General features: G+C 53.9%; 14 protein-coding genes. 9 read left to right on the forward strand and 5 right to left on the reverse strand.

Annotated elements, in window-relative coordinates; translation table 11 throughout:
• Positions 1-4: 4 nt before the first annotated feature.
• The 3 genes from ACO0LM_RS06625 to ACO0LM_RS06635 form a co-directional block, all read right to left on the reverse strand.
• A complete protein-coding gene (locus ACO0LM_RS06625; RefSeq protein WP_422983606.1) occupies positions 5-307 on the reverse strand; it encodes a hypothetical protein in 303 nt (100 codons plus the stop codon).
• A gap of 144 nt (positions 308-451) precedes the next feature.
• Positions 452-1,177: a DUF1045 domain-containing protein gene (locus tag ACO0LM_RS06630; protein ID WP_423035460.1), complete on the reverse strand. Its 726-nt coding sequence runs from the start codon at positions 1,175-1,177 to the stop codon at positions 452-454.
• Positions 1,170-2,057, reverse strand: coding sequence for an amino acid ABC transporter substrate-binding protein (locus tag ACO0LM_RS06635; RefSeq protein WP_423035462.1), 888 nt, complete (start codon positions 2,055-2,057; stop codon positions 1,170-1,172). Before ACO0LM_RS06635 ends, ACO0LM_RS06630 begins: the two co-directional genes overlap by 8 nt.
• A gap of 332 nt (positions 2,058-2,389) precedes the next feature.
• On the opposite strand from ACO0LM_RS06635, the gene ACO0LM_RS06640 reads away from it, so the two are divergent.
• Positions 2,390-3,535 carry an alpha-D-ribose 1-methylphosphonate 5-triphosphate diphosphatase gene (locus ACO0LM_RS06640; protein WP_423035464.1) on the forward strand — a complete coding sequence of 382 codons (1,146 nt, stop codon included), beginning with the start codon at positions 2,390-2,392 and terminating at the stop codon, positions 3,533-3,535.
• 2 nt (positions 3,536-3,537) lie between these two features.
• On the opposite strand, the gene ACO0LM_RS06645 is transcribed toward ACO0LM_RS06640, so the two are convergent.
• A complete protein-coding gene (locus ACO0LM_RS06645) occupies positions 3,538-4,377 on the reverse strand; it encodes an SIR2 family NAD-dependent protein deacylase (protein WP_423035466.1) in 840 nt (279 codons plus the stop codon).
• Positions 4,378-4,723: 346 nt separating this feature from the next.
• Between ACO0LM_RS06645 and ACO0LM_RS06650 the strand changes: the two genes are divergently transcribed.
• From ACO0LM_RS06650 to ACO0LM_RS06680, 7 genes are all read left to right on the forward strand, one after another.
• Positions 4,724-5,926 carry an ABC transporter substrate-binding protein gene (locus ACO0LM_RS06650; protein ID WP_423035468.1) on the forward strand — a complete coding sequence of 401 codons (1,203 nt, stop codon included), beginning with the start codon at positions 4,724-4,726 and terminating at the stop codon, positions 5,924-5,926.
• Positions 5,927-6,230: 304 nt separating this feature from the next.
• The gene (locus ACO0LM_RS06655) at positions 6,231-6,470 is read left to right on the forward strand and encodes an acyl carrier protein (protein ID WP_423035470.1); all 240 of its coding nucleotides are present in this window, start codon (positions 6,231-6,233) and stop codon (positions 6,468-6,470) included.
• Position 6,471: 1 nt separating this feature from the next.
• Complete coding sequence (locus tag ACO0LM_RS06660) at positions 6,472-7,638, forward strand: acyl-CoA dehydrogenase family protein (RefSeq protein ID WP_423035472.1); 1,167 nt, start codon at positions 6,472-6,474, stop codon at positions 7,636-7,638.
• A gap of 12 nt (positions 7,639-7,650) precedes the next feature.
• Complete coding sequence (locus tag ACO0LM_RS06665) at positions 7,651-8,562, forward strand: amino acid--[acyl-carrier-protein] ligase (RefSeq protein ID WP_423035474.1); 912 nt, start codon at positions 7,651-7,653, stop codon at positions 8,560-8,562.
• 7 nt (positions 8,563-8,569) lie between these two features.
• Positions 8,570-9,556, forward strand: coding sequence for a DUF1839 family protein (locus tag ACO0LM_RS06670; protein WP_423035476.1), 987 nt, complete (start codon positions 8,570-8,572; stop codon positions 9,554-9,556).
• 28 nt (positions 9,557-9,584) lie between these two features.
• Positions 9,585-12,065, forward strand: coding sequence for a glycosyl hydrolase 2 galactose-binding domain-containing protein (locus ACO0LM_RS06675; protein WP_423035478.1), 2,481 nt, complete (start codon positions 9,585-9,587; stop codon positions 12,063-12,065).
• Between the two features lie 12 nt (positions 12,066-12,077).
• Complete coding sequence (locus ACO0LM_RS06680; protein WP_423035480.1) at positions 12,078-13,937, forward strand: alpha/beta fold hydrolase; 1,860 nt, start codon at positions 12,078-12,080, stop codon at positions 13,935-13,937.
• Here ACO0LM_RS06680 and ACO0LM_RS06685 read toward each other — a convergent pair.
• Positions 13,906-15,189: a lipopolysaccharide biosynthesis protein gene (locus tag ACO0LM_RS06685; RefSeq protein WP_423035482.1), complete on the reverse strand. Its 1,284-nt coding sequence runs from the start codon at positions 15,187-15,189 to the stop codon at positions 13,906-13,908. The two genes, ACO0LM_RS06680 and ACO0LM_RS06685, sit on opposite strands and share 32 nt — an antisense overlap.
• 172 nt (positions 15,190-15,361) lie before the next feature.
• On the opposite strand from ACO0LM_RS06685, the gene queC reads away from it, so the two are divergent.
• On the forward strand, positions 15,362-16,093 hold the full coding sequence (gene queC, locus ACO0LM_RS06690) for a 7-cyano-7-deazaguanine synthase QueC (protein ID WP_422983578.1): 732 nt from the start codon (positions 15,362-15,364) through the stop codon (positions 16,091-16,093).
• Positions 16,094-16,130 lie beyond the last annotated feature (37 nt).

Genomic DNA, 16,130 nt, shown 5'->3' on the forward strand with positions numbered 1-16,130 from the left:
ATGCTTATTTTTTCTTCAGGTTTTGCAGCAGGTTGTTGACCTGATCGCTCAGGGGGATGCCGTGCTGGCGCAGCAGTTGTATATGCAGTACCAGGTTTTCCAGCACCAGCTTGGCGGCGACAGCCAGCAGAGTGACCTGGCGGTCTTCCTGGCTGAAGCTTTCCATGGCATCGGCCATCTCGCATAAATGGGTGGCGGTGATGGCGCGTAATTCATCTTCTTCGAAAGGCAGATCGGCAAAATCGATGGGATCTTCCTGTTCGACTTCTTTCATCAATTCCTGTAGTTGCTCTGGAGTGATGGACATGCATAGGCTCCTGAAAAAGTAAGATCGTTAACAGGTTCGAAGACCAGAACTCACTCCTGTCTATGGAATGAGTACAGTCATTTTATGCTGAATTTTTCTTGAAGGTAAGATGGTTAGATCAGCCTGCTTTATCAGGCTGCATTATCAGGCTGCATAGCGGCCAAACGGAAAACGCGCAGATAGTTGAAAATCTGCACCCGGCCGAGGTTCGGTGAACAGAGCAATGCTGTTGATGTCGAGTGGTGTATCCAGATCAAAATACGCCTGTGCTGCAGCGTGGAAGTGGTCTGCCAGTGGGCCTTGCTCCAGCCTGTCGGTCAGCGTCATGTGGAAGCGGAATTCCTCTTGTGTATAAGGGTAACCCCATTGCATCAGCAAGGCTTGCTGCCTGGCGTTTAACGGGTGTTGCTGGCGACGGGCCAGGTCTGCCGCGCTCATGGGGGCGCGAAAGCGGTCAAATTGCTGGACGCAGGCAAAGGCCAGTTCATTGATCGCGGTTTGATTTTTTGTTGGTCGCAGGGCCAGGAAATTGCCCATCCATTGCACGCTTGGAGCCAGCCCTGTGACGGGAGCCAGTTGCTGGCAAAATTCTTCCAGGGCCAGGTGTAGTGCTGCTTCGGTGTAGCCGGATGCCAGATGGAAAGGGGCTTTCAGTGTTGCATGAAAACCATAGCGGCGGGCATCTTGCGTCAGTTGGTGCTGCACATCTGGCTGGATGCCATCGAGTGGTGGTTGCGGCAGATCGCGCGCGGCGTCGGCGTCGCGTCCCAGCCATTGGTTGCCGGCATGCCACCAGGCGTTGTCGCTCTCTGGCGCAAAATACAGGGCATAGCGTGTCATGCCTTCACGACCCTTGCCAGCATCAGTCACCCACCTGATCCGTCGGGAAACGCAGTGAATCCCTGAGCAGGAAGCCCATGGACATATTCATGTTGATATTTTTTGGAGGAATAGCTTTCATGAACCATTTTTCATAAATACGGTAAATCTCACCTTCGTGGATGAGTCTCAGCATCTCATTATCAACGATTTTCTTGAAGCCGGGATCATCCTTGCGCATCATGATGGAATACGGCTCTATCGACAGGGGCTCACCAATGATGGCAAAGCTTGCCGGGGCTTTGGACTCTGCCCTCAGGCTGTACAGCAAGACATCATCCATGGGAAAGGCATCGGCCTTGCTATCTTCCACCATCTTGAAGGATTCCTGATCGCTATTGCCTTCTACCAGTTTGATGTTGAGGGAAATCGTGTCGCTCCTGTCATTCAGCAGCTTGACGGTGGTGGTGCTTTTGGTGGTGACGACGGTGCGGTTGCGCAATTGTGACCAGTTCTTGATGCCGCTATCGGTCTTGACCAGGGCGCGCACGCTAGAGAAAAAGTGCGGTATCGTGAAGGCGACCTTTTTGCGTCTTTCTGCATTATTGGTGGTGCTGCCACATTCCAGGTCTATCTTGTCTTCCAGCAGGGCGCTGAAACGGGTAGCAGAATCAACGGGATAAAATTGCAGCTGCATGGCAGGCATCTTTAATTCTTTTTTGATGGCGTCTGCCACTTTCAGGCAAAGATCAACCGAATAACCGAGTGGCTGTTTGTCTGCATCGGTATAGGAAAAAGGCGCTGTTTCGCGTATGCCTATCACCAGGGTCTGGGTCTTGCGTATTTTCGCCAGCGTGTCGGCGGCCTGGGCGTAAAGCGGTAAGGACAGGCACAGCAATATAGTAAAACCAGTCAGCATTTGACGCATCATATTTTCCGCCTGTTGTTAGGTGAGCGACATCGTGAGGTGTTCTAGGTCAACACGTCCTAGTCAATCGACTCTAACAGTCAGGGGGCAAGACAAAGTATGAATTTCCGGTGGCATGGCAAAACAAGATTTCGTTAAAAAATCAAAACAATATTGCTCAATTTCAATAAATGGCATGGGATTTTTTATCGCCCTGCTATGAGCCGCAAGGCGATTATTACTTGGAGGACACGCATTTTTTCGGTTTACCTGGGTCCACAGCGAGATGATGGATTTGATAGTCGCCCGGCAAATCATGATAAGGTAACGTATGTAATTAATTGCTTTTTATTATCATGAATTTTTCAGAAACCGGATTGGCAATTCGTAATGCCCGCATCGTCACTGCGGATGCTGTTTTCAGCGGATCGATGGCAGTCAGCGCGGGCCTGATCAGTGATGTTGCTAGCAATGGTCTGCATGGTGAAGACTGGCAGGGCGATTTCCTGTTGCCGGGACTGGTCGAGCTGCATACCGATAATCTGGAAAAACACCTGATGCCGCGTCCAAAAGTCGCCTGGCCAGTCATGCCAGCGATTTTGGCGCATGATGCCCAGATTGCCGCCGCCGGTATTACTACCGTGCTGGATGCCATATCCGTCGGTGATATTGACCCCGACAGCATACGCATGCAAAGCCTGCTGCCCTGTGTAGAAGGCTTGCGGGTAGCAGCAAAGGGTGGTTTTTTGCTTGCTGAACATCTTCTGCACATGCGTCTGGAACTGGCGGAACCCAATTTGCTGTCCATGTTCACGCCTTTCATACGGGATGAACGGTTGAAACTGGTGTCGCTGATGGACCATACGCCAGGTCAGCGGCAATGGACAGACCTGAGCCATTACCGTGTCTATGTGACCGGCAAGCGTGGCTGGAGTGAACAGAAAGTGGATCAGATGCTGGGCCTGTTGCGCGAACGCCAGGAACGCCATGTGGCAGAAAACCGTCAGCAGGTGGTGCAGTTGTGCCAGCAGCAGACCCACCCCATACCGCTGGCATCGCACGACGATACCACGGCGGAACATGTGCACGAAGGGGTGGCAGAGGGTATCAGTATTTCCGAATTTCCGACCAGTCTGCTGGCGGCGCAAACGGCGCGGCAGCAGGGTCTGTCTATCGTCATGGGTGCGCCTAACCGCGTGCGTGGCGGCTCGCATTCAGGCAATGTATCTGCATCTGAACTGGCCAGGCATGATTTGCTGGACATCCTCTCGTCTGACTATGTGCCAGCCAGCCTGTTGCAGGCAGCATTCATGTTGCAGCAGGATGGATACAGCCTGCCCAGGGCCGTTGCCACCATCAGCCGTGCGCCGGCACAGGCGCTGGATTTGCATGACAGGGGCGCGATCACTCCAGGCTTGCGGGCTGATTTTATCCGGGTGCGCATGTTGCAGGATATTCCTGTCGTCATGGGTGTCTGGCGGGCTGGTCAGCAGATTGCCTGAAGCTAAAGCGCTGCGTCCATCAGTGCCTGAATGGCGGTCAATGCCTCCAGTGCTCCCATCGCCAGACCTACATCCTGGGCGAAGGCAACTTGTGGCTCACGCAGATTGATGCGCAACAGGCGGCCACCGTGTTGCAAAAGCACGCGATGGCTGAAGTTGCGCACCGAGGGGATGGTCGTGCCAGCGCCCAGCTCTATCACCAGCGGGCGGGATACCTGGTCCAGCCACCGTTGTTGCTGCGCGAGTTGCTGCTGCTGGCGCTGGTCATTCCAGTCCCAGTCATCAAACATCAGAATATTCGGCCTGGCCATGCCGCCACAATGGGGGCAGGTCGGTGCCTTATTCATCAACTGGCACTGGACGGTATCCACCTCTGGCTGGAAATCATCTGCTGGCCATATGCTGTCACGACAGGGTAACAGGCACTGCAGATAATGGATGGAACCGTGGCATTCATAGACCTTGTCTGCCTCTACGCCCGCCGACTGGAAATGTCCGTCGACATTGCTGGTGAATACAGATAGCCCATGAGGCATGCCTTGCGCCCACTGCTGCATAATCTGGAAGCCGCTATGAGGCCGGGTTTGCCGGTACAGTGCCAGCCTGTGGCCATAAAACCCCCAGGCCTGGCCAGGGCGGCGCCGGAAAGCAGACGGGCTGGCAATTTCATGAAAAGGAATGGCTTGCTGCCCAAGCGCCGGATAAGCTTTCCAGAAACCCTCGGTACCACGGAAATCCGGCAGGCCGGAATCAACGCCCATGCCAGCCCCGGCAGCAATCACCAGCGCATCTGCCTGCGCGATAAGGTCAACGGCCTGATGAAGGAGGTGAACAGGGTGCATGGGCTACTTGTACGATGACTCTTGCAACTGCTTTGCCATATCCATTCCGGTTGAGCTAGCACAGTTAAATTGTAAGCAAGAGTGAAATTTATCCAATTGACAGTATATCCTGAGGCAAACTACCTTTTACGTACTCATTTTGTAACCATGCGTGAAATGTGTATGTGCGCTGTCATACGTTCCGGACGGCCGTGCTTGTATCCGGTCCTCTCTGTATCAAATTTTACGTATTAAATCTTAAGTATCAAATCTTATGTAACAAACGAGTACAAGATTGGACTTACGCAAAATTGCAATTGGCGCAGTTCTGCGTGGGCCTGCAAGAATATAACATTCTGGAGACATCATGCGACTTAGCTCTTCCCTTCTGGCTGGAATACTGGTTTTGCTTTCGTTGTCTGCGCAGGCGCAAGAACCGCCGATACGCATAGGTATCATTGGTCCGTTCACCGGTAAATCGTCCACCGACATGGGGGAAAGCATACGCGGTGGTGCACAGGTGTTTCTGGCCGATATCAACCAGATAGGCGGCGTCATGGGGCGGCGTATAGAACTGGTGGAACGTGATGACCAGGCCAAGCCGGATATCGGCGTGGCACTGGCCAAGGAGTTGATAGAAAAAGAAAAGGTCGTGGCCGTAGTCGGTTTTGCCAATACCGGGGTGGCGCTGCCTTCGGCCAAGATATTCCAGGAAGCGAAAATCCCGCTGATTATCAGTGCCGCGACAGGTGCGGCAGTGACCAAGCAATACATGCCGCCTGCCATTCAGAATAGTTTTATTTTTCGCCTGGCGGCCAGTGACAATCTGCAACCGGCGGTGATACTCAATGACGTCATCGACAAACGCAAGCTGACCCAGGTCGCGGTATTGCATGACGAAACGCCTTACGGCCAGTTTGGCAAGGACAGTCTGCTGGCGGAAATGCAGCGTCGCAAAATGACACCGGTAGCCATAGAAAGCTTCAAGATCGGCGATCAGGACATGACGGCGCAATTGACACGCGCCAAACAGGCCGGTGCCCAGATCGTCATCCTATATTGCCTCAGTACAGAAGCAGCGATGGTGGCCAACAGTGTCAGCAAGGCTAAGCTGAATCTGCCGCTGGTCGGTTCCTGGACGCTGTCACAGCGCAGCTTTGTGGAGCTGGCCGGCAATAATGCCGAAGGGGCACGTATGCCAGTCACCTTCATCGAAAATGAAGCCAGCAACCGCAGCAGCAGTTTTGTGGCCAGCTATCTGCGCCTCAATAATGTCAAATCCATCCCTTCGGCTGTGGCTGCAGCACAAACCTATGATGCCCTGAGAATATTGACCCTGGCGCTGATGCAGGCGAATGCCACCGAAGGTGAAAAAATAAAGGCTGCGCTGGAAGACATGAAATACGATGCCACGTCGACCGTGATTTCGCGCTACAAGAAACCGTTCTCCAAAAATGACCATGAAGCGATTGCCCAGAACATGGTTTTCATCGGCGAAATTCGTAAAGGCCATGTCGGCTATGCGTATCGCGAAGATGCCAGCAGCAGCTTGATTGTACGCACCAAATAAATCCTGAATAAATCCTAAATAAATCTTTTTTTAAAACCTGATTGCAGTTACTGATTTGCCCATGCAGATCAGTGCTGCAAGCGCTATTTTGCACTTTGCTGCGTCTGTAATCGCCTCAATATTGCCTTGGCGCACGATAAGAAAAACTTAACTAAATTTAACTTCGTCCTGACGGGCATTCGGCTATGCTGTTAATTTTCAGGCATGCATGATCATGCACGTCCTGCCTGTTATTGATCGCTGTTTGGAAGTGTGAACAGGCATGTCAGGACGAGGTACATCTTTAGAACAAGGAAGCTTGCTTATGAGTAAGGAAAAAATCCGTCAGGTATTGCAAGACCATGGCAAATTTGCCGTCAATATGGATACCCTGAACGACGATGCTGACCTGTACGAAGCCGGAATGACGTCGCATGCGAGTGTGAATGTCATGCTGGCGCTGGAAGATGCATTTGATCTCGAATTTCCGGACCGTATGCTGAAGCGCAGTGTGTTTGAAAGCATCAATGCGATACACACCGCCGTACAAGAATTGACTGCCTGACATGGATACCTCATCCCCGCTGCGGCAGGCTGCCAGGCTGGTGGCAAAAGAATTTACAGCACCCTATGCCGATGCTGTGGACAAGGAAGCCCGTTTTCCCATTGAAGCCGTGAATGCCCTGAAACGTGAAAAATTGTTGAGTGCCTATGTACCAGTGGAACTCGGTGGCGGTGGCGCTGGCCTGACAGAACTGGTCGATATTGTCGAAATTCTGGCGCGTGAGTGTGCAGCGACGGCAATGATTTTTGCCATGCATCAGATACAGGTCATCAGTATCGTGCGCCATGCCATGCATAGTGACTGGTACAGGAATTATCTGCGTGAACTGGTCGCGCATCAATACCTGATCGCATCGGTGACTTCGGAAGTTGGTGTCGGTGGTGAAATGCGTCGTAGCAATTGCGCGGTAGAAGTGACTGGCGAACGCTTCAGGCTGATCAAGGATGCCACCACCATTTCTTATGGCGCGCAGGCCGATGATTTGCTGGTGACCGCCAGACGCAATCCTGAAGCGGCAAACAGTGACCAGTCATTGATACTGGTACGTAAGGCTGATTACACGCTGGAACAAAAAGCTGGCTGGGATACCATGGGCATGCGTGGCACCTGCAGCCCGCCTTTCCTGATGACATCCAGTGGCGATGCGGCGCAGATCATAGATGCACCCTTTGGTGATATGTCGGCACAGACCGTAGTGCCGGTATCGCATTTATTGTGGGGCGGTTGCTGGATGGGTTGTGCCGCAGCGGCGGTCAACAAGGCCAGGGCTTTTGTCCGTGGCCAGGCCCGCGCCAATCCCGGTACTGTGCCACCGACAGCTTTGCGTCTGGCAGAACTGGTCAGCATGATGCAGAGCCTGCGTACATCGGTACAAGCCTGCCTGACTGAATATGAACAATTGTCGGTTGCCGACGATGCAGCAGTAGGAACCCTGACGTCGATCGCGTATTCACTGAAGATGAATAATCTGAAGATAGATGCGACCCAGGCCTTGCCACAGATCGTCACCAAGGCATTGTCCATCTGCGGCATACTTGGCTATAAAAACGACAGCAAGTTCAGCATGAGCCGGCACTTGCGTGATGCGCATTCGGCTGCCATCATGGTTGGTAACGACCGCATTCTGGCGACCAATGCCAACCTGCTGCTGGTGCTGAAAGACGATTAGGAAAGGCGCACGATGTCTATCGATTTTTCTCCCGAAGGGCTGACAGAGGATCTGGTTGCTGCTGGCCATATCATTCCTGTTGGCGTGCAGGGTATTTTTGGCCGGGGCCCGGTGTTTGAAGATGTACTGCGCCGCTTCGATGATTATGTCAGTCGTGTGGCCGTCAATGATGGCGCGACCAGGATGTCTTTCCCACCCTGCCTGGATCGCAAGGTACTGGAACGCAGTGAATATCTGGATTCTTTTCCGCAACTGGCCGGTACCATATTCAGCTTTACCGGCACCGAAGCGCAGCACAAGGAATTGATAGAAAACGTGCATGAAGGCCGCCCCTGGACGCATTTGCAAACCATGACGGCAGTTTGCCTGACGCCGGCTGCCTGTTATCCGGTCTACCCCAGTTTTACCGGCACCATCCCTGCTGAAGGGCGTTTGGTGGATATGCAAAACTGGGTATTCAGGAATGAGCCTTCGCCAGAGCCGACCCGCATGCAGTCTTTCCGCGTGCGCGAGTTTGTGCGCGTAGGTACGCCAGAGATGGTGGTTGCCTGGCGTGATACCTGGTTGCAGCGCGGCCTGGATATTTTAAAGTCTTTGGGTTTGCCTGCGCATCCGGATGTGGCTTCCGACCCCTTCTTTGGTCGTGGCGGCCGCATGCTGGCCGCTAATCAGCGTGAACAGCAATTGAAGTTTGAAGTGCTGGTGCCGGTGATATCCGAAGCCAGGCCAACTGCAGTCTGCTCCTTCAATTATCACCAGGACCATTTCGGCAAGCTGTTTGAAATTTATCAGCAAAACGGTGAACTGGCGCACACCGCCTGCCTGGGTTTTGGCCTGGAGCGCATCGTCATGGCCTTGTTCAAGACCCATGGCATGCAACCGGAGCACTGGCCGCAGGCTACCCGTGACGTATTGTGGTCATGATGTGCTCATGAGCCTGCACGCTTTACCAAAATTTCTCGCCAGTGAATACCGGCCACATGCCTTGCATGGTGCGGATCGTGCTTGGGCCGAAACCAATTGTTATATCGATGTATGGGTAGAAGTCTTGCATGCGCAAGGCTTGAATCCGCTGGCCTGCCTGCCCATGGTGTTCGCCAATGATTTTGATGGCGACCAGTGGACCTTCTACAAACCGCCGCACGAAGACCTGTACGCCCTGTACGGTATCGATGTGCAGGAACTGAATGTCTGGCGTGGCTTGCTTAGCAATGCAGGCACCCAGTTGGAGCTTGGCCGTCTGGTGCTGACAGAAACGGATTCTTTTTACCTGCCAGATACTGCCGGTACTGATTATCGAAGCAATCACGTCAAGACCACCATAGCGATACAAGAGATCGATCTGGAAAACCACAAGCTCGGCTATTTCCATAACAGCGGTTATCATGAGTTACAGGGTGAAGACTTTGTCGAAATCTTCCGGGTGGACAAACCGCATGACCCGGCCTTCATGCCACTGTTTGCCGAATTTGTGCGACTGGATCATGTGCAGCACAGGACAGACGCAGAGCTGGCGGCCATTTCTTTGCCGCTCTTGCGCAAATACCTGGCCAGACGCCCCTGCAATAATCCTGTCAGCCGCTTCCAGCCTGTGTTTTTACGCGACGTAGAACAGTTGAAGGAAGAAGGCATGGCGGCCTATCATGCTTATGCCTTTGCCTGTCTGCGCCAACTGGGGGCGGGCTTTAGCCTGGGTGCCCATTATCTGCGCTGGCTACAACAACATCAGCCCTTGCAGTTTGACGCGGCAGCGACAGAATTTGAAGCGATATCCGATCTCACCAAAACCCTGTTGCTGAAAACCGCGCGCGCCGTCATGAGCAAAAAAGCCGTGGACCTGGCACCGCTGCTGGAACAACTGGCGCTGCACTGGCAGCAAGGCATGGATGCCCTGGACCGTAGTCTGGTGAACGGATGATAGTGCGGATATGACCCAGCAGACGCTTATGCCCCTGACAGAAAACTGGCACGCCATACAGCTTGCCAGTGGCAGCCAGGTGTTACCTTCGGCATTGCAGGTGGCTGGCTTGGTCTGTTTGCCAGCGCAAGTGCCCGGCACCATCGCCGGCGCATTGCGGGCAACGGGACAGTTTGTGTATGGTAAAGACAATTTCGATGAAGTCGATGTCTGGTATTTTTGTGATCTGGATTTGCCCGATAACGCTGCCTGTCTGCATTTTGCAGGCCTGGCGACTCATGCTGAAGTGTACTGGAATGACAGCCTGGTCTTGCGCAGCGAGAATATGTTCATCGCGCACCGTCTTGATCTGGCCGCGCACAGGATCAGTGGTAAAGGCCGTTTGAGTATGCGCTTTCTGGCCTTGAATGCCCAACTGGCGCAGCGTCGTCCGCGTCCGCGCTGGAAAACCAGGCTAGTCGAACAGCAGCAATTGCGCTGGTTGCGCACCAGTCTGCTGGGGCGCATGCCGGGTTGGTCACCATCCGTTGCACCGGTCGGCCCCTATCGTCCGGTTGTCCTGGAATTGCAAAGCCCAGTACGGATTATCGACCAACAACTGACCAGCCGGCTGGACGGTGAAGATGGTATGCTGGAAATCGAATTGACGGTGCACAGCCTGCAAGCGATTTCGTCCTGCTTCATCAAGATAGGTGAACAGACAGCAGCCTTGAAGTGGCAAAGCCTGGGTGAAAACTGTTATCGCATTCTTGGCCTGTGTCGCCTGCCGAAAGTCAAAAAATGGTGGCCGCATACCCATGGTGAGGTGACCTTGTATGCGCTGGAATTGCAGATTCAAACTGCTGATCACAGCCAGGTACTGAAACTTGGACGTACCGGTTTCAGGCAGATCAGGGTCGATCAGCGTGATGGCGATTTCCATCTGTATGTGAATGATGTCTCCGTTTTTTGCCGTGGTGCCTGCTGGACACCGGTGGATGTGATCTCGCTGCAAAACGAAACCAGCGACCTACGCCACATGCTGAGTCTGGCGCGTGACGCCGGCATGAATATGCTGCGCGTGGTCGGCACCATGGTGTATGAGACAGCGGAGTTTTACCAGTTCTGTGATGAACTGGGTATCCTGGTCTGGCAAGACTGCATGTTCGCGAATATGGATTATCCGGTGAACGATGCGGAATTTGCTGCCAGTATCACTCTGGAAGTACAACAGTTCCTGCAACGCACTCAGGTGTCGCCGTGTATTGCCGTCGTCTGCGGCAATAGCGAGGTGGAACAACAGGCTGCCATGCTGGGGCAGCCAGCAGAATGGTGGCGCAATGATTTCTTTGCGCAGACTTTGCCGGCGCTATGCCTGCAAATGCGGCCTGATGTGCAGTATTGGCCATCCAGCCCCAGCGGTGGTGTCATGCCTTTCCAGCTGGATAGCGGTGTTGCCCATTATTTTGGTGTCGGTGCCTATTTACGTCCGCTGGAAGATGCCCGTCGTAGCGACGTACGCTTCACTTCGGAATGCCTGGGTTTTTCCAATATGCCTGATGATGATTTGCTGGACAGCATGCTGGAAAATGGTGAGACAGTGGGACCGCATCCTGCCTGGAAGTTGGGCATACCGCGTGACAATGGCAGCAACTGGGATTTTGAAGACGTGCGCGATCATTATATGGCGGGCTTGTATCAGGTCGATCCTGCAGGCTTGCGCTGTGCAGATCAGCAGCGTTATCTGGCATTGGCGCGCACGACCAGCGGCGAAGTCATGGCCAGCACCATGGCCGAATGGCGGCGTGCCGGTTCAAGCTGTCATGGTGCGCTGATCTGGTTTTGGCGCGACCTCAGGCCAGGTGCAGGCTGGGGCGTGTTAGATGCGCATGGCAAACCCAAGGCTGCTTATTATTACTTGAAACGCGCCATGGCACCGCTGACTGTATTCACGACTGATGAAGGCTTGAACGGTCTGGCCTTGCATGTAGTGAATGACACTGCGCAGGCATTGGAAGCTGAACTGGAACTCAGCCTGTACCGCCATGGGACAAATCGCATTGCACACGGCCGCATCAGCGTGCAGGTCGCTGCCCATGCCGCGATCAGCGTACGGGATTATGCACTGTTGCCGCACTTCATGGATACCACCTATGCCTATCGCTTTGGTCCGGCTGGACATGATGTGGCGGTGGCGCAGCTTTACCGTGCCGGCAGTGCACAGGTGCTTGCCAGCGATTTTCATTTTCCTGGCGGGCAGCAGTTTGCCCAGGTGGCCGACCTGGGTTTGCAAGCGCATTGCGTCATGTCAGAAGAGGGCAATCTGGTGCTGCATCTGAGTACCCAGAAAATGGCGCAGGCGGTGGCAATACAAATTCCAGGCTGGCTGCCTGACGACAATTATTTTCATCTGGCCCCTGCGAGTGAAAAGCAGGTCATCCTGCGCGCCACGGGTGGCACACAAATCCAGACCGGGCAAGTGCAGGCATTGAATGCACAGGGCTATGTCCAGGTGCGGATTCCTCATTAGCGGGCGGCAGATTTGGCAACACAACTGTATCCTAGCAAAGATATCCTGTATTCACCACAAGCAAGCTGGTTTGGTGATGAGGCCAGCCCCATGTTGGGCTGGTATCACCCGGCAAAATTGCGCGACGCCGGTGGCAGCCGTCAGTGCGGTGTGGTTTTATGTCCGCCTTTTGGTCATGAATACATGGTCTCTTACCTCGCCTACAGGCACCTGGCCAACCAGCTTGCCAGGGCCGGGTTTGATGTCTTCTTTTTTGATTACAGCAATACCGGTGATGCGGCCGATGTCGATGTGCTCACCGACAGAATCGGCCTGTGGCAAGAAAATATTCGTCAGGCTGCAGCGCAATTGCGGAAAATGGCAGGTGTGCAGCATATCGCCCTGTTTGGCCTGCGCCTGGGTGGCTTGCTGGCTGCCAGTGTGGCGCATGAGATTGATGCCAGGGCCATGCTGTTGATGGCACCGGTGATTTCTGGTCGTGCGTATGCGCGTGAAATGCTGGTCTTGCGTAACATGAGCAGCATAAGTGACATGAATGGCCTGCAGGCAGATGTTGATCTGGATCAGGCACGTGACCCGGCGCATACAGTCACCGACGATGAACTGACCGGCTATGAATTCAGCGCCGCCACCCGCAGCAGCCTGGGCAAGCTGGATCTGCTGAAGATGCCGGCACCGGCCATGCCCGTGTTTATCCAGGCCCGTGACGACGTCAGTGGCCAGGAAGCCAAACTGGTGAATGCCTGGTATCACCATGACCACGCCCTGCATGTATCCGATTTGCCCGGCTATGCCGCCATGATGACTGAAGACGCACACGATACCGTGGTGCCGATGGCTGTATGGGCCGCCATGCAAGACTGGCTGAGCCGTTACTTCCCGCTTGCCAGCATTGACAGCCGGCCCTATGCGGTGACCCGCGATGTTGCCAGCATCGCGTTTAACAGCCAGGTCATCGAAGAAGAATTGCTTGAATTTGAGGGCATGTTTGGCATCGTCAGCCATCAGGCCGGGGCCGACCCCAAGGCTTTGCCTGCCGTGGTGTTGTGCAATATCGGTGCCAATCATCATGTTGGCAATCATCGTTTATATGTGACGCTGGCACGTACCCTGGCCAGCTACGGTTTTCATGTTCTGCGTTTTGACAAGTCCGGCATAGGCTATAGCAAGGCGACGCCGGATGACAGGGAAAACGATGTCCATGCAGCCGCAGGTGTGGATGATGTCAGCAGTGCCATGTATTTCATGCAGGGCAAATACCATAGTCCTTCATTTGTGCTGGCCGGTCTCTGTTCGGGGGCCTACCTGTCGTATATGGCCGGGCTGGATGATGAGCGGGTCAGCGGTCTGGTCTTGATGAATCAGCTTACCTACCGCTGGCAGGAAGGCGATACCATCGATGCCCGCCGTAAAAACACCATCAAGTCCAGCCACTATTATCTGCAAGCGCTGGCCAAAGCCGATACCTGGAAACGGGTGTGCAAAGGGCAGGTGGATTTTCCTCAGATCGCTGGCAATATGTTGCGCCGCATAGGCAAGCGTTTGCGCACCCAATGGCAATTGCTGGTCACAAGCCTGACGCATAATAATTTATTGCTGGGACGGGTCGCACGCAATTTCCGTAACATGGAAGCACGCGGCACAGAACTCTTGTTGATCTATGACGCCAGTGACACTGCGGTGGATGTCATGACAGAACAGCTAGGCCGGCACGCCAGCCTGCTGGGCCACAGTGAACGCATACGACTGGAAATTTTCAATGGGGCAGATCATACCTTTACCCCGCGCTGGGCCCAGAGCGCACTGGCAGATTTAATCAGCAAGCATTTGCACAAGCGGTTTAACGCTGCCTCTGCAAACGCGGCAAAATAAAACGCCAGACCACCACCAGTTCAAAAATCTCGACCACGATCAGGGCCAGGATGGCACCGGGCGCGCCCATTCTGGGAATGCTGAATGCAGTGATCAGCAATACCAGGAATAGGGTGACACTGCCGAGGAAAAACATTTCCTTGTAAGCGCCACCGCTGGATAGCCATGAAGTCCCGACCCAGCGGGCGGCATTGATAGCGAAATAGCCGCCCCACAGCATGACCATCGGGTCAAGTCCGCTGTATTTGGCGCTGATGACATGTCCCTCCAGCCATGGCAGTGCCGTCAACAGCAAAGCGACATAGGCGACTACCACCAGTTCTATGCCGGCGATGGAAAACAGGGTCAGCCTGCGCAAGCCGCGCCAGTTACTCTCTGCCATCAGGCGGCTGGCTTCTGGTCGTGCCACCCGTGACCAGGCCGCGACTGCCAGTGGAATAGGCATTAGCATCAGCCGCGATGCATTCAGGTCCGCAATCGCAGCGACACCCAGCCAGGCACCCGACAAATACACATAACTGTAATTCGATAACCAGCCGACGATACCGCCCGATACCGCCCAGCGTCCATGGCCACGTATGGTTTCATGGTGGGCAGCCATGGCCTGCTGGATTTCTTCTTTGGCGTGTGCCTCGGCATCGCTGGATGTATGCGCCAGGAAATGCTGACGACTGGCCAGCGTGCACAGAAATGATGAACCCGCCAGCAGTGCAAATACCGTGATCAGATCAAAATGATGGCTGAAATACAGGGCAGTAAGGCCACCGGCCACCAGGCTCACATACAACACATCCTGCCGCAGTACAGAGATGATGTCTGACTGGATAAAGCCGACCGTGCGTCCATATTCACGTATGCCATTACCGAACAGATAGGCGGCAAAAGCGAGGCCCAGTATCCAGCTCTTGTCGCTGTAGTGTGTCGCCACCGGAAAAAATTCCACGATGACAAAGGCAATCACCCCCATCATCAGCGTCCAGCTGACCTGCCGGTACCAGTAATGGCGCAACAGGGATTTGCGGGTGTCACCGTGCACCGAAGAAGCCACCGTGGTCAGTGGCCCGGCGATCCAGGAATCGACAATCAAGCCTACCAGCAAACCACCAGCGTACAATTGACCGTACAGGCCATAGTCATCTTTTGTCACCAGATTCATGAGCAAAATGCCAATGACAAAATTCAGGGCACTGAGCATGCCCTGATCGATGACCGATAAAATGGAAGAAGACAGAAATTTTTTATAAAAGCTCATGGGCTTGCACGAGAGGCACGTTGGCTTATTATGCCGGGGGAACTCATAAAATGAGTTTTGGAATTCACGATAAGCCTACTATATTTTTCAATAGAACCTTACCATCAAGGTCTGTTGTTATACAAAGTGTTTCATTCTTTTACAATGGCTTTACCTTATTTTTCGATGAACTATGAACAAAATAACCACCAATGACCGTGCCCTGGTTCTGTTTAGCGGCGGGCAGGATTCTGCCACCTGTCTGGCCTGGGCCTTATCGCATTATGCGCATGTGGAAACCATAGGCTTTGATTATGGCCAGCGGCATGCGATAGAACTGACAGTGCGTCCCACCTTGATAGAAAAAATGCGGGCATTCTCACCCGAATGGCAGCAGCGCCTGGGTGACGACCACATGATAGACCTGGGCCTGATTGCGCAACTGTCACATACCGCCATGACAGAAGACATCGCCATAGAAATGCAGGACAACGGTTTGCCAAACACTTTTGTGCCGGGCCGTAACCTGATGTTCATGCTGACTGCGGCCACTCTGGCATATCGGCGTGGCCTGAACGTGCTGGTCGGTGGCATGTGCGAGACTGATTTTTCGGGCTACCCGGATTGTCGCGACGACACCATGAAGGCGCTGCAGGTCGCGCTGAACCTGGGCATGAATACCCGCCTGAAACTGGAAACTCCGCTGATGTGGATCAACAAGGCCCAGACCTGGCAACTGGCAGAACAACTGGGTGGCAGCGCCCTGGTCGATCTGATACGTGAAGATACGCATACTTGCTACCTGGGCCAGCGTGGTGACATGCATCCCTGGGGCCATGGTTGTGGCACCTGCCCGGCCTGTACTTTGCGCGCGCGCGGTTATGAAAAGTACCGTGCCGGTGAGTTTGCCATGAGCGAAAATTGATTTGTAAGCGTGAAGTTAGTTAGTGGGTCTACAATGA

The sequence above is a fragment of the Undibacterium sp. Di26W genome (genome assembly GCF_049340265.1).
Lineage (GTDB): Bacteria > Pseudomonadota > Gammaproteobacteria > Burkholderiales > Burkholderiaceae_D > Undibacterium.